The 17288-nt window shown below is 59.5% G+C and carries 19 protein-coding genes and 2 pseudogenes; 8 read left to right on the forward strand and 13 right to left on the reverse strand.

Annotated features, from left to right (window positions below; genetic code table 11):
- Both A3A9_RS44590 and A3A9_RS41590 read right to left on the reverse strand, forming a co-directional pair.
- Positions 1-328 (reverse strand): annotated as a pseudogene (locus tag A3A9_RS44590) (glycosyltransferase); the annotation flags it as partial.
- 159 nt (positions 329-487) lie between these two features.
- Complete coding sequence (locus A3A9_RS41590; protein WP_161634580.1) at positions 488-1021, reverse strand: DDE-type integrase/transposase/recombinase; 534 nt, start codon at positions 1019-1021, stop codon at positions 488-490.
- A 141-nt stretch (positions 1022-1162) separates the two neighbouring features.
- On the opposite strand from A3A9_RS41590, the gene A3A9_RS0135740 reads away from it, so the two are divergent.
- Together A3A9_RS0135740 and A3A9_RS0135745 are read left to right on the forward strand one after the other, a co-directional pair.
- The gene (locus tag A3A9_RS0135740) at positions 1163-1471 is read left to right on the forward strand and encodes a DUF1236 domain-containing protein (RefSeq protein ID WP_033839150.1); all 309 of its coding nucleotides are present in this window, start codon (positions 1163-1165) and stop codon (positions 1469-1471) included.
- A 229-nt stretch (positions 1472-1700) separates the two neighbouring features.
- Positions 1701-1892, forward strand: a complete 192-nt coding sequence (locus tag A3A9_RS0135745; protein WP_152536288.1) for an ImmA/IrrE family metallo-endopeptidase — start codon at positions 1701-1703, stop codon at positions 1890-1892.
- Positions 1893-2048: 156 nt separating this feature from the next.
- Here A3A9_RS0135745 and A3A9_RS44595 read toward each other — a convergent pair whose 3' ends face one another.
- The 4 genes from A3A9_RS44595 to A3A9_RS0135765 form a co-directional block, all read right to left on the reverse strand.
- Positions 2049-2252, reverse strand: a complete 204-nt coding sequence (locus A3A9_RS44595; RefSeq protein WP_152536287.1) for a hypothetical protein — start codon at positions 2250-2252, stop codon at positions 2049-2051.
- 330 nt (positions 2253-2582) lie between these two features.
- Positions 2583-3251 carry a hypothetical protein gene (locus tag A3A9_RS0135755; protein WP_027062742.1) on the reverse strand — a complete coding sequence of 223 codons (669 nt, stop codon included), beginning with the start codon at positions 3249-3251 and terminating at the stop codon, positions 2583-2585.
- Positions 3235-3645, reverse strand: a complete 411-nt coding sequence (locus A3A9_RS0135760) for a phage holin family protein (RefSeq protein WP_027062743.1) — start codon at positions 3643-3645, stop codon at positions 3235-3237. The genes A3A9_RS0135755 and A3A9_RS0135760 overlap by 17 nt, the downstream gene beginning before the upstream one ends.
- Positions 3646-3661: 16 nt before the next feature.
- Positions 3662-4159 (reverse strand): hypothetical protein, encoded by a 498-nt coding sequence (locus A3A9_RS0135765; RefSeq protein WP_027062744.1) that lies wholly within the window; start codon positions 4157-4159, stop codon positions 3662-3664.
- Positions 4160-4404: 245 nt separating this feature from the next.
- Here A3A9_RS0135765 and A3A9_RS0135770 point away from each other — a divergent pair, with 245 nt between their 5' ends.
- The 3 genes from A3A9_RS0135770 to A3A9_RS46665 all read left to right on the forward strand — a co-directional run bounded on the left by A3A9_RS0135770 (position 4405) and on the right by A3A9_RS46665 (position 6592).
- Entirely contained in the window at positions 4405-5430 is a 1026-nt protein-coding gene (locus tag A3A9_RS0135770; RefSeq protein WP_027062745.1) for a YihY/virulence factor BrkB family protein, read from the forward strand.
- An 855-nt stretch (positions 5431-6285) separates the two neighbouring features.
- Positions 6286-6471 carry a DUF2958 domain-containing protein gene (locus A3A9_RS46660; RefSeq protein ID WP_430515912.1) on the forward strand — a complete coding sequence of 62 codons (186 nt, stop codon included), beginning with the start codon at positions 6286-6288 and terminating at the stop codon, positions 6469-6471.
- Entirely contained in the window at positions 6428-6592 is a 165-nt protein-coding gene (locus tag A3A9_RS46665) for a DUF2958 domain-containing protein (RefSeq protein WP_430515913.1), read from the forward strand. Before A3A9_RS46660 ends, A3A9_RS46665 begins: the two co-directional genes overlap by 44 nt.
- Before the next feature lie 92 nt (positions 6593-6684).
- On the opposite strand, the gene A3A9_RS42100 is transcribed toward A3A9_RS46665, so the two are convergent.
- Positions 6685-7755 carry a sensor histidine kinase gene (locus tag A3A9_RS42100; protein ID WP_027062747.1) on the reverse strand — a complete coding sequence of 357 codons (1071 nt, stop codon included), beginning with the start codon at positions 7753-7755 and terminating at the stop codon, positions 6685-6687.
- A 338-nt stretch (positions 7756-8093) separates the two neighbouring features.
- Between A3A9_RS42100 and A3A9_RS43580 the strand changes: the two genes are divergently transcribed.
- Positions 8094-8267 carry a DUF2958 domain-containing protein gene (locus A3A9_RS43580; RefSeq protein ID WP_082222396.1) on the forward strand — a complete coding sequence of 58 codons (174 nt, stop codon included), beginning with the start codon at positions 8094-8096 and terminating at the stop codon, positions 8265-8267.
- Positions 8268-8307: 40 nt separating this feature from the next.
- Here A3A9_RS43580 and A3A9_RS0135790 read toward each other — a convergent pair whose 3' ends face one another.
- The 5 genes and pseudogenes from A3A9_RS0135790 to A3A9_RS0135810 form a co-directional block, all read right to left on the reverse strand.
- On the reverse strand, positions 8308-10416 hold the full coding sequence (locus A3A9_RS0135790; protein WP_027062748.1) for a catalase: 2109 nt from the start codon (positions 10414-10416) through the stop codon (positions 8308-8310).
- Between the two features lie 97 nt (positions 10417-10513).
- The gene (locus A3A9_RS0135795) at positions 10514-10780 is read right to left on the reverse strand and encodes a hypothetical protein (RefSeq protein WP_027062749.1); all 267 of its coding nucleotides are present in this window, start codon (positions 10778-10780) and stop codon (positions 10514-10516) included.
- Positions 10781-10867: 87 nt separating this feature from the next.
- A complete protein-coding gene (locus A3A9_RS41595) occupies positions 10868-11065 on the reverse strand; it encodes a hypothetical protein (protein WP_245279218.1) in 198 nt (65 codons plus the stop codon).
- A 245-nt stretch (positions 11066-11310) separates the two neighbouring features.
- Positions 11311-12128: pseudogene (locus A3A9_RS41600) on the reverse strand (SDR family oxidoreductase).
- Between the two features lie 509 nt (positions 12129-12637).
- A complete protein-coding gene (locus tag A3A9_RS0135810; RefSeq protein ID WP_027062750.1) occupies positions 12638-13792 on the reverse strand; it encodes a zinc-dependent alcohol dehydrogenase in 1155 nt (384 codons plus the stop codon).
- 366 nt (positions 13793-14158) lie between these two features.
- Between A3A9_RS0135810 and A3A9_RS0135815 the strand changes: the two genes are divergently transcribed.
- Positions 14159-14899, forward strand: coding sequence for a DUF4142 domain-containing protein (locus tag A3A9_RS0135815; protein ID WP_027062751.1), 741 nt, complete (start codon positions 14159-14161; stop codon positions 14897-14899).
- Positions 14900-14920: 21 nt separating this feature from the next.
- On the forward strand, positions 14921-15517 hold the full coding sequence (locus A3A9_RS0135820; protein WP_027062752.1) for a general stress protein: 597 nt from the start codon (positions 14921-14923) through the stop codon (positions 15515-15517).
- 1075 nt (positions 15518-16592) lie between these two features.
- Here the strand turns inward: A3A9_RS0135820 and A3A9_RS40735 are convergent.
- A partial coding sequence (locus A3A9_RS40735; protein WP_033839151.1) for an NRAMP family divalent metal transporter occupies positions 16593-17288 on the reverse strand: 696 nt, incomplete at its 5' end.

The raw sequence follows: 17288 nt of genomic DNA on the forward strand, positions 1-17288 counted from the left end.
CGATCATACAGTCGAAGCGGTTAGCGACGATTGTCTCTGCGTTCTGGAGATCGACCTTCATGGTCGCGCCTGGATTATTGCTTTGCGGGGAGTCGATGATTTCAGAACGCATCACCCGGTCTCCGCCAAAACGGTGAGTGTAGACAGCGTCACCGATTTCCGCGACATCGCCTCGGACATCGTCCGCATGGCGGCGCAAGAAGCTCTCTATGTAGTAACGGTCCAGCGGCGTACCGCGATCACCGCCAAATGATCTGCTCAATGGCTCGACGCCGCTGAAATCCCCGAAATCGACCGTGCCAGGCACAGGGACATTGTTCGATTTCATACGGCCATCCCTTCACAAACGCTGCCAATACTACATCGGCGAAGCTGTCGTAGCCAGCCAGATAGACGTCCTCGACCTTCAAGGTCTTCATGAAGCCCTCAGCCTGCGCATTGTGGTAGGAATTGCCGGTCGCGCTCATCGAGCCACGCGACGGCCGTTTCAAGCGCTCTTCGGCAGGTTTCGGACGCATATTGGGCAACCACGGTCGGTGTGGTGGATGCAGCCTGGCGGCGGTATCCTGCTTGTCAGAGCGGAGCGCAAGGCAGCAAGCGCCAAGGGCGTGTCGAGCCGTCGGGATAAGGCATAGCCGACGACCTTGCGGCTGCAGGCATGGAGAATGACTGCGGGGCAGCAGAAGCCGGCAGCAATTCGCATGTATATGAAATCGGCAACCCAGACCACGTCAGGCCGATCCGGGATCACATTGCGGTAGAGGTTCGGGTAGATCGGGGAATCGTGGCTGCTGTCGGTCGTGCGCACATAACGCCTGCGCGGCTTGATCCCCAAGCTTGCCGCCCTCATCACACGGGCTACGCGCTTATGGTTGACCAGGTGCCCGCGCCTGCGCGACTCGTGGGTTACCCGCCGAGAGCCATAGCAGGGCAATTCGTCCTGGATGTTCTCGATGAGTGTGACGAGGTACGCGTCCGAGAGGTTCGCCGTTTTGGTCGTCGCGCGATAGCAGAAGGTCACTTGACAACCCCGTCCGACAGAGCAGGCACTCACATTTAGCTACAAACTGTTAGATACTGTTCCTGGAACAAAAGGGCAGCCTGCAATTTATATACGAGGCGACTAATGTAGGCGCCAAAAAGAGATGAAGAGGAGCTTACTATGCGTATGAACAAGTATCTGATCATGGTTGCAGCTGGCGCCATTCTTATGTCAGCGAGAGTATCTATGGCTGAGACCATCATCGTGAAGCAGGAGGATCAGAAAGTATACCGGGAGTACGTCCACAAAAATCCGATTGCGTCCATCAAGCTTCCCGGCATCGAGCTGAATGTTGGAACCAAGCTCGACGACAAGGTGGAACTACGCGAGGTGCCAAATGAACGCTACCGTTACACCGTCGTCGACGGCAGGACGGTGCTCGTTGATCCCGACACCCATCAGATTGTCGCCGTCTACGACGCTGATTAAGCCCCGAACGTCCACAAATGCCTTGGCCCGCCGCAATCCTGGCAGGACGGTGGCGGGCTAACTTTAAGATTATATTTTCGCAGATCCGTCGCCCTGCCTTTCCGGGTGCATTTTGGCTTCGAGCCCGTCTCGAAGTGGGAGGAGCACGCGGCGGGACCAACAAGGCTGGCGGGCCAAGGCGTTCGACAACTGGCGCACCGCCATCGAGGCCAAGGATGTGCTCGTGTTCATGGTCCCCCGCCTAGCGCTGACCGAGATGCTCGGCGTTGCCATTGCCGAAACCAAGCTGCCCGTCATTCTCATCAATTCCAGGGACCGCACCAACGGGCGGACCTTCACCTTGCTGCACGAATTCTGCCACCTGGTTGTCAGAGCCAGCCTCATCAGCGGCTTTGACTTCGTCGCGCCCGAGGCCGCCTAAACGACACCCGCGCAAAGCTGCTCCTTTCGGTACAGCGCGCTCTTCTTGATGCCGTCCCGCACAAGCTTAGAGCGGTTTTCTGAAGTGGTTGCCGACTTCCTGGCACCCTGGACCGTCAGCGAGCTCGTTCACCAGGACTGGCCCGACGACATAAGTTCAGGCGCACTTGAGCTGTGGGCCTACCGCCGCAAGGAGCGCGTTGCAGAGCGAGGGAATTCTCACCGACACGTCCGGGTGCTTAATTCGCTTGCATTTTGCATCACTTTCGTCGTCGTAATCGACAACAAGTGCGCCCTGAATAGGCCGCAAAATTGCTTGGAACTCCATCGCGCTCGCGACGTTATGGCGGCGCTTGGTCAAGTTCCATCACCGAGCAAGACGCTTCGAAGCCCGTCACGGCTTTCTCCGTGGCGGGCTTCGCGGTGGGAGTACTTGGTCCAGACTTGCAAAATGTAGTTGGGGAAACAATGCGGTTCGTCATCTTGCAGGAGCCGTGTGAGACGTGGGCCGTCCACGATCGAGTTTTGGATCGTCAAGCAGATTATGACGGGAGGCCGTTATCCGGCCTCAGGCGAGAGGAAGCTGAGCACTTTGCAGCAAGAGTCAATGAAGCAATCTTGAGCTGGAGGCACGGACCCGGTGCGGCATATCGGTGGTCGACCACCCCCTTGGCATTCGTGCCAGAAGTCATCAGTCATGATGTTCCGCAGTATCCAGCCTTTTGTCGCTACGAGCGAGATAGTCACTCGCAGCAGATAATACAGCCAAAAACGCAGCTGAGTATCTCGCAATGCCGAAAGCCTGAGCTGCCGCCAGTTTTGCTCCTCGCGAATGCTCGCTTGCGAACTTATCAGCCGCGTCCTGTATTTTCACCGCAGCCTTGCCGAACAAGGCGCGTTCCTTTGCAGTCGGCTGAAACGCCTGCCCGCTCACATGGCCGAGGAACAGGCCGCCGGCTGACGCGGCCAGCACCTTCCCCCTATCGAAATTTGTCAGGCCATGCCCGGCAGGCCCTTGGTAACGGATAGGCGCCGCATCTGCAGCTTCGCTGTCCGATCGAGGGCCGGTTTCGGCAACTAACCCAGAAGTCGTGCGACCACCGGCGCTCCTTCTTCCAGCATCAAAGACCGCGACGGCGCCTAAAGCGACTGCCGCCGCCGTGCCGCCGTTCGCTTTGACGGCACCCGACACGCCGCCAGCAATCCTTGTGACTTTCTGCTGTGAGTAAACTTTGGCGACATCGACGAAATGTCGAGGCTGGAGGCGGCGGCTTAGCTCGCTCACCGGCGTGAACAACGCCTGCCTTTCGGCCCGGCTTTTCGCCAATATCTCCTGGATTTCATCATCGAGTTGCGCCATAGCGGATACCTTGTTTCAATGCCGCCAGGTCGGTACGCACCTGATTGACAGTTTCGACGGGCGTGATGGTCAACCCTGTCAGCGCCCGCTTAGCCAAATAGAGGGAAAGTGTACCGACGGCGACAAGGGCGAGCCCAATGGTCAAACAGGCAGACATCGCGCCGACGCCGAAATGGATCATCGCCAAGATTAGAAACTGAACAAGGGCGAACGCTGCCAAACCGAAGAACATAGCGGCTGCCACGCCACATGCACCGGAAGACACGATTTTCGAAGCTTTGGCCTTCATTTCCGCCTCAAACAGGCGGAGGTCGAGGCGGATCAGCGAAGCAAAATGACCTGCTGCGTCGCTGAACACGCTCCCGAACGGCCGGTGGTCGGCACCATCATCCATTTGAACGGTTCCTCTCTCAGGAACGATCGGAGCTTCGCATCACTCTCGTCAGCAACACGCCTGCCAAGATCCCGACGCCGAAAAACGCGGCCGGTTGGCGCTGCGCGAATTTTGTAACGGAGTCGAACAATTCGCCGACATTGCGGTCCCTAATATCGGTTGAGATTCGCTCGACCCCTTCGGCCGCGCTGCGCACTAGGCTGGCGACCTGCGGCGACTGCTTTTCGATCCCATCAGCGGCGTCCTTCACCGAATGCGCAATGTTGACGATTGCGTCCGCTCCTGCGGTCTTGTTCGACTCGACGGCGTCCTTGAACGCGCCGGCAGCGTCAGAGGCCACGGATCCTGCATAGTCCTTTGCCTCGCTCGAAACCGAGGCGGCTGCGTTTTTAAGATGGTTCGCGGTCTCTGCAGCGCTCTTCTTCAGTTTGCCAAGGGCTTCCTTGCTGCCTCCGGCACGCTCTGCGCCGGTATCACCCAGCGAGGCGTTCTCGTTGGTGAAATGATGGTGCACTCCTGTTGTTTAACAAGAACTTCGCCATCATAAAGCGGTTCCTGCCGCCAACAAATTTCCTCGTGGTTATGCTTAGCTGCTGCCGCTAACCATCGCAGAGCTAGCCGGATAACACTCGACACATGCCGCTTGGTATGCCTTCCCGTTGAGCAGCGGCAATGTCTCGTTGGAACATAGGAAGCACCTGCACATTGGTTTGGACTGTAATCAGATGATTCCACTTCTCTCCAATCCGCGGCCTTACCATGCGACTCTCGGTCAAAGATCTATGGGACCTCGCTCGCGAAAGCGTGGAGGGCTTCATTGAAGACGATGCTCTCAGTCACGGCGCCGCGATGGCCTTTTACGCGACCACGTCACTCGCGCCGGTTCTGCTGATCGTGGTAGCGATCGCGGGCATTGCTTTCGGTCACGAAGCCGCGCAGCTGGCGGTGTCCGCGCAGATTTCGGGCCTCATGGGAGCGGAGAGCGCGAATATCCTTAAGACTGCTCTCGAAGGGGCATCCGCAAAATCATCAGGGACGTTGGCAGCGATCCTTGGCACAGTCACTCTGTTCGTGACCGCGTCCGGTGTCTTTGGCGAGATGCAGCAGTCACTCAACAAGATCTGGAAGGTGGAGCCGAAGGGCAGCTCCCTGTCGCGTCTTGTTCGCGCACGTGCAGCAAGTCTCGGCTTGGTGGCTGCACTCGGGTTCATGCTGCTTGTATCCTTGGTCGCGAGTGCAGCGATCTCGACGCTCAGCAGTTTTGTCAGCGCCGGGTTGCCTTTCGGCACAATCGTTCTAAGCGTGATCAACACAATTGTGTCCTTCGTTCTAATCGCTGCAATGTTCGCCGCCATCTATAAAGTCCTGCCGGACCGGACCCTGGAATGGGGCGATGTCGCTATCGGCGCTGTCGTGACCGCCGCCCTTTTCACGATCGGGAAATCGCTCATTGGCTGGTATCTTGGGACAAGCGCGGTTGCGTCGTCTTATGGCGCTGCCGGGGGGCTGCTCGTGATCCTGCTCTGGGTCTACTACTCGTCGGAAATTTTTCTGCTCGGAGCCGAGTTCACGCGTGCTTTTTCCATTCGACACGGCAGCAGATCTGATTTGGGTGGAGTGGTCGATAGCGCTCCGTCCGCAAACACCAGCGTCGTGTTTCGCGACGCGCAATCCGCTCTGCATGAGACGCAAAAGACCGGCCCCAGTGGCGTCCTGCCGATGGTGGCAATGGCCTTCGTGAGTGCCATGATCACTGGCTTGATTCTGGGTGGCCGCCGCGACTAATGATTTATAGACGGTGCCTTAGGCGGTTTGGGCAGACTGGGAAGGCAACCTTCCTGACTCCCTGCCCGCCGGAATTGAGACTGTTGCCTATTCCGGTTTTTGAGCCAAGCTGTGCGTTCTCTCTCGGTCCCGACCGGCGTCATCGAACTTGAGGCCAACAAACAGTAGGAGAGGTTGCCGTTGCAGGCGACCTTTTTTCTAAGCACATCACACCGTCAAACCAACGCAGGATAGTCGCCAGCATATCGCTAGGCAGCGGACCGTGCGACCCGGGTTCTGCCTGAGCCAGGTTGATGGCTCTTTACCATGTTGTAAGCCTCGCCATCGTCGGGGCGGCAACTCGAAGGCAACCAGCCAAGCCTCAAGGGCGTCCGACGTGCACGTGCCTTGGCTTGGGCAAAGTGCCCGCGGTCGCAGCCCCTGCCCTTCATCGATCCCAACGCCTGTCCGCCAAGCAGATCGCGCGCCCTAGCGAGGTCAATGGCCGGTTGCATCCTTCCTATGATTTCCGGTTGTTGGTCTGCACGGAGTAGACGGTTAATGTGCCAGACAGAAACAATCACCAAAGGAAAAGACCATGAGAAACGAGCAACACCAGGCCAAGAAGACCGAGTCGAAAGAGCCCGACCTACCTCGCCTACACCGTGCGCGACGCCCGGGAAGAAGGCCAGAAGGGTTTCTGGCCCCGCATCGGCGCATTCTTCGCCCACGAAGACGGCGAAGGCTGCACCCTCCTCCTTGAGGCACTGCCCCTGGATGGCCGCGTCGTTCTGCGCGCCCCCAAAGCCGACGACGGCGAGTAGGAGGTACACATGCAGCTCTTGACCCAAGACCTGCGGGATCAGTTGCTGGCGCATGGCCGCCAGCATACGTCTTCGCGGCACCCGAGACGAAATCGACTTCGTCCCCGTTGTCAAACTGTTCACTCCGGATGCCGGCGCGACCTGGCTCCTCACCGAGATCGATCGAGGATCCCGACGCCTCCGGCCTCTGCGATCTGGGGCTCGGGTGCCCCGAGCTCGGCAGCGTCAGCCTCGCTGAGCTCGCTACAGTGCGCGGCCGACTTGGATTGCCGGTCGAGCGTGACCTGCACTTCCGGGCAGCGAAACCGATTTCGGAATATGCCACTGAGGCCGCTCGTCACGGTGCCATCAGAACCTGACATGGTCCCGGATGCCTGGCATGCGCCGGGCACCGGGATCTATTATTATCAGCGCCCCTGCGAATGGCGAGGGTATGAAACGGCGAACGCGCTCAGGAAGGCGACTTAGCCGCGCCGACCGGCGGGTCAGACGCTCGCGGAATCGTCAGCAAGAACGACGTCCCGCCCTCCGGTCGGTCCAGCCATTCTATCGCGGCGCCGAGTTGCACTGCACAGGACGTGATCAGCAGTGTCCCAATACCCGGCGGGTTTGCGCCCGAGCGGCCCCGGCCGTCATCACTGATCGAGATTGTCTGTTCGTGGGCATTCCGGCCCAATTCGATCGCGATCGTGCCCGGACTGCGAGGAGCGAAACCGTGGGTATATGCGTTGGACAGAACCTCATTCAAAATCAGTGCCAGTGAAGCTGCATGATCTAAAGAGACTTCAAAATCCGGCCCCGATATTCGAAGCGCAACCTGACCGCGTCCGTGTGAAATCTGAAGCTTGTCGCCCAGTGATTTGCAAAACCCACTCACCGAAAGTGGCCGTGCACCGACACTTTCGAGTTGCATGTGCACGTCCGCCATCGCGGTGATGCGGCTGCGAAGTGCATCAAATTCGGACGTATCCGGAAGCTTGGATCTTCTTAGGTGAAGGTTTACGAGGCTCGCAGTGACCTGGAGATTGTTTTTCACCCGGTGATGAATCTCTCGCATCAGGAGTTTCTCGTGAGCCAAAGCGGCCTCGAGATCGCCCGTTGCCTCTGCGACGGCAGCCTCGAGGCGATCAAGTGCGGCACTCGGTGAAGTCAGCGCCATGATCTTCGGCATGATGAACGTAAAGCCTACGGCGGTCGCCAACGAAGCGGCAGCCGTGAAAATGAGGATGTTCAACATCGAGGTGTTATAGGGGGTCTGCTCGCTCAAGGCGTGAAACGCGTGAACGATGTGACTTGTACCGCAAGCCACGATGAAAACGACAAACCCGCCCCACAACCAGGGAAAAGGAATCTCACGCTTCCAGCGGAAGAAAACGATAATCATCGCCAAGGGAATCCAGAAATAGGCCACAGCAATGGTAAGATTGGCGACGATCGCGATTTCGCGCCAGTTCGGCGGGGCATCAGCGGATGTGCACACCGCATAGGCCAGCTGGAGCCACTCCATGAATGTCACAGCCATCTCCCCCACAATCGGGCACAGCCGAACCACCTAGGATCGCTGAGGTACTCGTCAATACCGTCCCCGCGAAACTAATTTAAGTGGCAAGCGACAATATACGTCGGATAGAAAGCAGTGGATCACTCCAGCCGGCACTGTGTCCTTCAGCCGCCTACTTGGGAGGCCGCAGCAAAGGCCGTTGCGAAACTGCGGCCCGGCCGCAAGGCAACACATCCGCCGCGCGCCTTGGAGACGGCCTGTTGGGACTGTGAAGCCGGTGTTTGCCGGTCTGGCGCGGGGAAGGCCTTGCCTGACGTCCCTCTCCTGTCTGAGTGCTCTGAGTGCGGCCTTGAGCTGGGATGCCCCGCGCTTGGCAGCACAGCCTCGCCCAGCTCGACACGGTGGGTGGCCGTTTGAGATTGCCAGTCGAGCGCAACCTGCAGTTCCGGCCAAAGAAGAGCCTTTCAGCATACGCTGCGGAGGCGACTCGCCACGGCTCCATCAGGACCGGACACGAGAGGGGCCCGGGATAAACCCGGGCTGGTCTCTTATCATTGGCAACCCAAAGGTGAGCTATAGCTTGACTGCAGCTTCGCGGGCCCAGAGCCGAAGACTACGGCAGCTTTCCACGAAGTCGGTGACGCTGCCCTTGTCGGCGAGCGGCAGCATGCCCTCATCTGCCCCAGCATCGACACCGGCCTTCGCCAATAGGGGCACCGCGCCGGGAGTGAAGCCTATGAACTTGCAATGCGCAAAGGCGTCGGCCACGAAATCCCGCGCCGCTGCCTCCGCTGTGAGCAGCTCGGCCCCCTCCTCCGTCAACAGCAGCGCCACGGCATCGAAGAGTACCGAGGGCCCGCCATCAATCATGTGCTTGGCCGCAATCTTGGTACCGTCACTTGCCAGCACGCCGCCAACCTTGGGGGCGATCACCTCAAGGGATGCACCTTCCTCCTCTACAGCAGCCTGCAGGACCTTAAAAAGGCCAGCGTCGATCCCGTTGCTGACCAGTACGCCGACCTTGCGGCCCGCAAAGCTTTCCGGGCCGTTTTCAATGATGCTCAACGCCGGCGAAGGTTCCAGATCTGTCCGGGGTGTCACGGCGGCCGGAGCGGGCTTCGGCATGTCGGCCATACCAAGTTTGTCAGCCACGGTGGTCGCGAGCCCCTCGTCGATATTCAGCAGGTGCGCGATCATGCGCTCGCGGATCGCCGGGGTTTCGACCTTGCTCAACTCAAAGGTCAGCGCCTGGGCGATGTGGCGTTGTTCGGGTGGCGTCTGGCTGTTGAAGAACTGGGCCGCCTGGCTGTAGTGGTCGGCGAAGGTTTCGGAACGGAACCTGCCTTTCTGGCCTTCTTCGCCGTCGGCAAACGAGCGGAACCCGCGCTCGGGCGATTCGCGCGGACCGACGCCAAACGAGTTGGGCTGGTAGTTGGCGCGTCCTACTGGGTTGCGCATCGCCATATGGCCGTCTTGCTGGAAATGATGGAACGGACATTTCGGCGCATTGATCGGCAGGTGGGTGAAATTCGGGCTGCCCAGGCGTTTCAACTGGGTATCGAGGTACGAAAAGTTGCGGCCCTGGAGCAAAGGGTCGTTGCTGAAGTCGATGCCGGGCGGAACGTTCTGGGTCATGAAAGCAACCTGTTCGGTTTCGGCGAAAAAGTTGTCCGGCATCCGATCGAGGACCAGCCGTCCTACAGGGATGGGCGGCAGAATTTCCTCCGGGATGATCTTGGTCGGGTCGAGGATGTCAAAATCGAAGCTATCGGCAAAGTCCTGGTCGAACAGCTGGAGGCAAAGTTCCCATTCGGGAAAATCGCCGGACTCGATCGCGTTCCAGAGGTCCCGGCGGTGGAAGTCCGGATCGGCGCCATTGATCTTGACGGCCTCATTCCAGACCACCGATTGCATGCCAAGCTTGGGCTTCCAGATGAATTTCACAAAGGTCGATTCATCGGCGGCATTGACGAGCCGGAACGTGTGCACACCAAACCCTTGCATGAACCGGAACGAGCGTGGCAGGGCCCGATCGGACATCACCCACATGATCATGTGCATGGATTCGGGGGTCAGGCTAATGAAGTCCCAGAACGTGTCGTGCGCCGACTGGGCCTGTGGGAAGTCCCGGTCGGGTTCCGGCTTGACCGAATGGATCAAGTCGGGAAACTTGATCGCATCCTGAATGAAGAACACCGGGATGTTGTTGCCGACGATGTCCCAGTTGCCTTCCTGGGTGTATAGCTTGACGGCGAAACCGCGGACGTCACGCGCCAGATCAAACGAGCCCTTACTGCCCGCGACGGTCGAGAACCGGACAAACGCCGGCGTCCTTTCCCCGGCGCGCTGGAAGATGTCGGCGCGGGTGTATTTGGCGAGGGACTCATAGGTCTCGAAAAAGCCGTGGGCGCCGTAGCCGCGCGCATGCACCACCCGCTCGGGAATGCGCTCGTGGTCGAAATGGAAAATTTTCTCGCGGAAGTGAAAATCCTCGAGCAACGCCGGACCCTGCGTGCCGATTTTCAAGGTGTTCTGGTCGTCAGCAACCGCACCACCTTGCGCCGTGGTCAGGATGTCGGTCTTGCCTTCCGCGACCTGATGAAGTTCGCCGCCTTGCCCTCTGACAAGGCTCAGATCGTTTATCGTCGCGGCATCGGGGTTGCTTGCTGGTTTTCGCGACATCATGTCCTCCGTGTTGGTGATTATCCGTTAAATATATCGGGCGACCAATGTCCCCGACAGCGTGGCACGGGCGGCAGGGTCCGTTCGAGGTCGCTGGTCAGAGCACGCTTGGCGGCGACGGCGGTGGCGCGTCCGTGGCTTCCGCCGATGCGCCGTCAAGAGCCGGACCCGGCTCCCCGTGCGCATCCCCATCGACGCCGAAGGTGCCGGCCTGCAGCAGCATCACCCTGGCCTTATCGATGAGCTCCTTATCGGCGAGCGAGGCCTCTGCCGCCAAAGTCACCGCAATGCTTTCCCCTCCTTCACCGCGAAACTCAACAACCGGAACCGGATCACGGTTGACGGTGGTATCTAGAATCTGCATGGCGTACTCCCTTTACATTTCGTCGTTGTGGGGTTGTTTGGTCTGTCCGCGCGCTTGGCCAGCTCGCTGAACGGCGGCACACCCGATTCAAACTGACCCAGGTTGGAAACCTGCAGGAACCGCAGAGAGGAGAACAGACAGCGTCCCGGTTGGCCGGGCCATATCCTCGTACATGCGTTCATCCGCGGTGATCGACGCCTCGGCGGTGCGGAGCGCCAAATCGATGTCATCAATCGAGAGGATGCCGCCATGGACCAGCGCGTTGTTTATAGCAGCTACCGCCATCAGAGGCCCTCGCGCTGAAGGTTGGCGACGTTCGCGCGCCCGCCTTATGTTGGCTTGAGGCCTGCCGCTCGAAAGCGGGCGTTGATCTGCAAAGGAGCGAGCGTTCTCCGTGGGGCCTGATTTTGTCATGAAGCCAACCTCCAGTCCGGGCCTAACTTGCTAGCGTCGTCGAGGTTCCCGGCCTTTCGCAAGGGATGCGCTGCGGCCTTGAACCGACCGACCTGCCCCACTGTGTTTTTATTGGGTCACGCGACTCCCTTGCCACCAGTAACGCCATAAACTTCGCCATTTATGAAACTGGCTTCCCGCGAGGCCAGCAGAACATAGACGGGTGCCAGCTCGACTGGCTGTCCAGGACGGCCGAAATCGCTATCCTCGCCGAAATGCTTGACCTTTTCATCGGGCTGACCACCGCTTGGCTGCAGCACGGTCCAGACAGGCCCAGGAGCCACGACGTTGGCCCGAATGCCCCGCTTTATCAATTGCTTGGCGAGCGCCTTGGTGTAAGCGACAATGCCGGCTTTGGTGGTGGCATAGTCGAGCAGGATCGCCGAGGCTCGTAGGCTTGGATCGATGCCGTGGTGATGATGGAGGCGCCGGCGGGGAGACGCGGCGCGGCCGCTTGAGCGATCCAATGAAGTGCGTACAGATTCGTTTTCATGGTCTTATCGAAGTCATCTGTCGTCAACTCATCAATGCTCTCGCGATATTGCTGCCTCCCCGCATTGATCACAAGCAGATCGAGGCCACCGAGGGAGGAGACAGCTTTGTCGACCAAACCCCGACACCAAGCCTCGTCCTTGATGTCACCAGGCAGCGCCAGCGCCTTCCTGCCCGCGGCTTCGATAAGGTCGATAACCTCCTTGGCATCCGCCTCCTCTCCCGCAAGATAAGCAATGGCTACATCCGCCCCTTCCCGCGCAAAGGCTATAGCGACGGCCCTACGTATCCCCGAATCGCCCCCTGTCACGAGCGCCTTGCGCCCAGCCAGCCTACCAGAGCCCCGATAGCTTTCCTCGCCGTGGTCCGGCACCGGATCCATGTTTCCGGCAAGGCCAGGCATTTGCGGCTGTTGTGGAAAAGGCGGCGCCGGATACTCCTGACGCGGATCCCGAAGTAATGCACGATCATTCACGGTGAAGACTCCATATCCTCGTTGACCTTGCCGCAACGCGAGGTGAAACCCTTTGTTCCGCCGAGAGCATGGTTAGATCAACAGCCGCCGGGCAGCAGAGGTTTTCTCCCGCGCGGGAGCTGCGTCGGCGTCGGAACGCGACAAAGCCGCGCCGGTCGACATCAGCCGGCGTGGCATCGGATACGGCTCGGCCTACTGCGCAAAGGACCACAAAATTGCCGGATGTCTTAAGATCGGAGGAAGCCCAGTTCAGGCGGTTCGCACCTATGCAAGATGCGAGATTGCTTGGAATTCCCCCGCACTGTCGGATAGCTGGTGTCAGGACTCGCGCCGGACGGGTGCTTTTGAACGGCCCCGCATCGGTGCCCGTTACGGCCAGTCGACGTTCGAGGTAAGCTTCCGGGAATCGAAAGCGAATGCCGGGCGGGTGATTGAGCCTACGGTTTGATGACGACCTTTATGCAACCATCCTTCTTGTCGCGGAAGGTCTTGTAAGCCTCCGGCCCTTCTTCCAGCCCAATGCGGTGGGTAATTAGAAAGGACGGGTCGATTTTTCCGTCCTCGATGAGCTTCATTAACGGTTCCAAGTAGCGCTGGACATGTGTTTGGCCTGTTTTCATTGTCAGCCCTTTGCCAACGAACATTCCCATCGGCACGGGGACGCTCCCAACGAACACCCCCGGCAACGATACAGTGCCGCCGGGCCGGCAGGCCATCAGCGCCTGTTGCAGCGCATAAGGTCTCTCCATCGCCGTAAGGTCCGTTTGCAAGGTCTCCATGACGCCACCGGGTCCATGGCTTTCCATGCCGACCGCTTCGATGACAGAATCCGGCCCTCTACTCTCCGTCATAGCCAGGATGTGCTTTTGCAAATCTTCATCGTCATATCTCAGCGTCTCCGCCCCCGACGCTTGCGCCAGCGCCAGGCGTTCAGGGACGATGTCCAGCGCGATGACCCGGCCCGCGCCTAGGAGAAACGCTGACTTGATTGCGAACTGGCCAACTGGTCCGCAGCCGAAGACCAGCACTGTGTTACCGGATTGAATGTTGCAGTTTTCCGCCGCCTGATACCCGGTGGGAAAAATATCGGAAAGAAACAGGACCTGCTCGTCCGTCAGGCTATCTGGTACCTTTATGGGGCCAACGTCGGCATAGGGTACGCGCATGAATTCTGCCTGCCCGCCGGCGAAGCCGCCGTACATGTGAGAATATCCAAACAGGCCAGCAGTAGGATACCCCATCTGCTCGACCTGCTTGGCGCCGGCCGGATTCGACCTCTCGCAGAGCGAAAACAGCTGCCACTTGCACATCCGGCACTCGCCGCAGGCAATTGTGAACGGCACAACCACGCGCTCGCCGATCTTGAACTTGGAGTGCCCCTTGGCGACTTCAACGACCTCGCCCATGGTCTCGTGCCCAAGCACGTCATGAGCGTGCATTTCTGGAACAAATCCCCCCATCAGATGAAGGTCTGACCCGCAGATCGCACAAGCTGTAACCTTGATGATAATATCGCGGTCGTCCTCAATGATCGGGTCATCCACCTGCTCGCACCGTATGTCACTTTTGCCGTGCCAGGTGAGCGCCTTCATCGTCATTCTCCGTTGGTTGTGCCTTCGCTAACCTGCCGCTCGAAAAAATGTTCCTGGTCCAACCGCGATCTTTGCTCGGTTTGAATATTCACACCGCAAACAACCTGTGAACTCGCCCGTACGGATTCGACCGGACACGTCACAGCACTGGAGAGGACTCATCTCGAGGAGAAGGCCGTCATACGCTCGATTGCGACCATTGGTTCTCCCGTGCAATGCGCGCCGCCCCAAAACTTTCGCCTGCTTCAACGCATGTGAACGACGAACAGCGCCTTCAGTGAATTTGGCAGCGAGTTCGTATTTGCCTGGGAACAAACACGCCATGAGCAGGTTTGGATTCACCAATCTCAACTGAGGAACATCACCATGAGAAACAGTCTTCGTCTGGCGTCGCTATCGTTAGCCGCGTCGGTGGCATTTGCCTGGCCATCGGTCGCTGCCGAGACCGCCCAGGACTTCGTCACCAAGGCCGCGATCGGCGGAATTTTCGAAGTTCAGTCGAGCAAGGTCGCCCAAGATAAGCTGCAGGACCAAGGCCTGAAGGACTTCGCCCAGAAGATGATCTCCGATCATGGCGCCGCCAATGCGAAGCTTGAGAGCATCGCCGGCGCACAGAAGCTGAAGGTGCCCGCCGACCTCGATGGTGCCCACAAGAGCGATGTCGACAAGCTGCAGTCGGGTACGGCGCCGGTAGACGCATCTTATACGGACATGCAGAAGGCTGCCCATGCCGATGCGGTCAGCCTGTTCGAGGCCTACGCCAAGGACGGCGACAACGTCGCCCTGAAATCCTTTGCGGCCGAGACGTTGCCGACACTCAGGATGCATCAGGACATGATTCAGAAGGTTGCAACGACGGCGCCTGCTTCCGACGGCAGCACACCGGCTGTCACCAGCGGCACCACCAATCCGGCAGCTCCAGTCCCCGGCGCCAACAGTTTTACTGAAGCCCAGGCCAAGAGCGCGATCGAAAAGGCGGGTTATGCCGACGTCTCTGCCCTGAAAAAGGATGACAACGGCATCTGGCGCGGAACAGCGAGCAAGGACGGCAAGTCGACGCCAATCGCGCTCGATTACCAAGGCAACGTAGTTGCCGGCGCCAAGTGAATAGAAAGCCAGGAGAACCAGATGAAAACCGTAACCGGACTGTTCGACAATTATGACGATGCCAATGATGCCGTAGGCGAACTCGTGGCCACCGGCGTCCCGCGCGATGACATCAGCATTGTGGCCAACAATGCGACCGGCTGGCAGAAGGACGAGGAGACCGACGCCGGCGAGGACGCGGCCACTGGCGCTGGCGTGGGCGCTGTCATTGGCGGCGCCGGCGGCCTGGCAACAGGCCTCGGCCTGATGGCGATTCCTGGGGTGGGACCTGTGGTTGCAGCCGGCTGGCTGGCTGCCACTGCTGTCGGTGCGGTAGGCGGGGCCGTGGTCGGTGGTGCAGCAGGGGGCATCATCGGCGCCATGACAAACGCCGGCGTGCCGGAGAACGATGCCCACGTATATGCAGAGGGCGTGCGCCGAGGCGGAACGATGGTCACCGCCAAGGTCGAGGACAATCTTGTTCCAAATGCAGAACGGATCCTCAAGCAATACAACTCGGTCGATGTCGCCGGAAGACGCACCGAATATGAAGCCGGCGGCTGGACCGGTTTCGACCCGAATGCCGATGTCTATAGCGGAGAAGACCTACAGCGGGATAGACGTGGGCGCGATCTTTGATGCGACACTAGCAAGGCGGCCAAGGCCGCCTTGCTACTTTCAGATGCGCTCATCAAACGTGAAGTTTCATGCCCCCAAAGAGCGCATTCAGAAGACGGGCGCGCCGGAACATAAGCAGTCGTTCGGCCATCCCGTGCTTGCCCAGGCAGGCTGGTGGCGTGCGCGGCGAAAGAGGTTGGTCAAATCGCCCGCGGTCCGGCTCCGAGGATTCGACCGGCGGCTATCGATCCCGGGAGAATGTTGCAGCCGCCGGCGACTTCCATTCAGGGCTGCACCCCAGCGGCCAGGATCGCCGAATGCATGGGTTGAGTTGAGCGTAGGGGACACCGGTGGCGGCTCCCCAGTTTTCTTGTTTGCCAGGTATTGCCCGGGCAAGACTTTCTCGCTCGCGGTGCGTGATGGTGTGGATTGGGTTGCCGCCTGCAACGCATTCCTCGACCTTGTGATCGACGGACTTACCGGGACCTACGAGTTGGTTGCGGGAAATCGCGACATCCAGTACCGGGTCCGAACACGCGGCACCACACACCTCTGCCACGCTCATCAGCGCCGATCATCCTGGTAATCTTGCCGGCCGGAGCTATTTGACCTGCCTAGAAAAGCGCGGCACGGAAAGGCGGTCCGCGCCGCGATTGGGATTCAGGCTGCTTGCCGTTTCACGCCGCTTGGCAGAGTTTTTTCAGCTACATGCCCGATGCCAACTCCTGTTTCGGCCGCAGATCGGTAACCACTGCTGCGTAAGGGCCCGGAGGATCGAGGGTAAGTGACATTGCTCCTGCGATTTATGCGGCACTTTGTTAAGGGGCTGCGCCCGACCGATCTTGCCCGCACTAGCGGCATGATGTGCCCTGCTTCACAGCCTGGAGCAGTACTGGACGCCTACCTGGACGCCGGCGACTTGCGTTGGACGTCAGATCATGAGCGTGTCGATGCCGGCGCCGGCGGCACGCCGGCGGATCATCACAAAAGCTTACCCTGGCTGAGGGCGGTCACAGCTTGTGCGTGCCGCGTTTGATGGTGCGAAACTACGGCGTGGGTGGGTGGCCACGTCTGCCGGGCTCCCTTTTACGAGTGCCTACATGAAAAGCTGGACAACCATCACCACAGCCGCTGCCGCCATCACGGCTGTGGCGATCCAGCCAATGATACGCATGACCAGCGGTACGGTCACCTTGCCCATGACGTCACTCCGCGCCGTCATCAGCATCATCACCGCCATGACCGGAACGGCAACGATGCCGTTGACCACNGCGCTCCAGTAGAGCGCNTTGAAGGGGTTGATCGGCGTAAAATTGAGGCACACGCCAACGATCGTTGCGAGTGCAATCGTTGCATAAAAGGCCTTGGCTGCGAGCGGCTCGCGTTCGAGGCCCACGGGCCACTTGCGCGCCTCCCCGAGCGCGTAGCCTGCCGAGCCGGCAAGGACCGGGATGGCGAGCAGTCCNGTCCCGATGACACCGAGCGCGAAAATGGCAAANGCGAATATACCGGCCACCGGCCGCAGGGCTTCGGCNGCCTGGCTGGTGGACTCGATGTCGGTAATGCCCTTGGCATGAAGGGTGGCGCCAGCCGTGATCATGATGGCAAGGGCGACGATGTTGGAAAATGCCATGCCGACGTAGGTATCGAGCCGGATACGCTCGATGGCATTCTGCGCCTGCTCAGGCGCTTTCTTCAACGGCTCGCGCTTGGGCTTGGCCTTCTGGTCTTCGACCTCCTGAGAGGCCTGCCAGAAGAAAAGGTAAGGGCTGATGGTGGTGCCGAAAATTGC

The organism is Mesorhizobium loti CJ3sym (assembly GCF_000472785.1).
Lineage (GTDB): Bacteria > Pseudomonadota > Alphaproteobacteria > Rhizobiales > Rhizobiaceae > Mesorhizobium > Mesorhizobium loti_E.

Excerpts from the sequence above, each read along its gene's own strand:
- A3A9_RS0135745 (WP_152536288.1), top strand. The coding sequence starts at position 1,701 with ATGGTCCCCCGCCTAGCGCTGACCGAGATGCTCGGCGTTGCCATTGCC.
- A3A9_RS0135755 (WP_027062742.1), bottom strand. The coding sequence starts at position 3,251 with ATGGCGCAACTCGATGATGAAATCCAGGAGATATTGGCGAAAAGCCGG.
- A3A9_RS0135790 (WP_027062748.1), bottom strand. The coding sequence starts at position 10,416 with ATGTCGCGAAAACCAGCAAGCAACCCCGATGCCGCGACGATAAACGAT.
- A3A9_RS46660 (WP_430515912.1), top strand. The coding sequence starts at position 6,286 with ATGGCCGCCAGCATACGTCTTCGCGGCACCCGAGACGAAATCGACTTC.
- A3A9_RS43580 (WP_082222396.1), top strand. The coding sequence starts at position 8,094 with ATGCCCCGCGCTTGGCAGCACAGCCTCGCCCAGCTCGACACGGTGGGT.
- A3A9_RS0135770 (WP_027062745.1), top strand. The coding sequence starts at position 4,405 with ATGCGACTCTCGGTCAAAGATCTATGGGACCTCGCTCGCGAAAGCGTG.
- A3A9_RS0135740 (WP_033839150.1), top strand. The coding sequence starts at position 1,163 with ATGCGTATGAACAAGTATCTGATCATGGTTGCAGCTGGCGCCATTCTT.
- A3A9_RS0135795 (WP_027062749.1), bottom strand. The coding sequence starts at position 10,780 with ATGCAGATTCTAGATACCACCGTCAACCGTGATCCGGTTCCGGTTGTT.
- A3A9_RS0135820 (WP_027062752.1), top strand. The coding sequence starts at position 14,921 with ATGAAAACCGTAACCGGACTGTTCGACAATTATGACGATGCCAATGAT.
- A3A9_RS42100 (WP_027062747.1), bottom strand. The coding sequence starts at position 7,755 with ATGGCTGTGACATTCATGGAGTGGCTCCAGCTGGCCTATGCGGTGTGC.
- A3A9_RS41595 (WP_245279218.1), bottom strand. The coding sequence starts at position 11,065 with ATGGCGGTAGCTGCTATAAACAACGCGCTGGTCCATGGCGGCATCCTC.
- A3A9_RS0135810 (WP_027062750.1), bottom strand. The coding sequence starts at position 13,792 with ATGAAGGCGCTCACCTGGCACGGCAAAAGTGACATACGGTGCGAGCAG.
- A3A9_RS0135815 (WP_027062751.1), top strand. The coding sequence starts at position 14,159 with ATGAGAAACAGTCTTCGTCTGGCGTCGCTATCGTTAGCCGCGTCGGTG.
- A3A9_RS0135760 (WP_027062743.1), bottom strand. The coding sequence starts at position 3,645 with ATGGATGATGGTGCCGACCACCGGCCGTTCGGGAGCGTGTTCAGCGAC.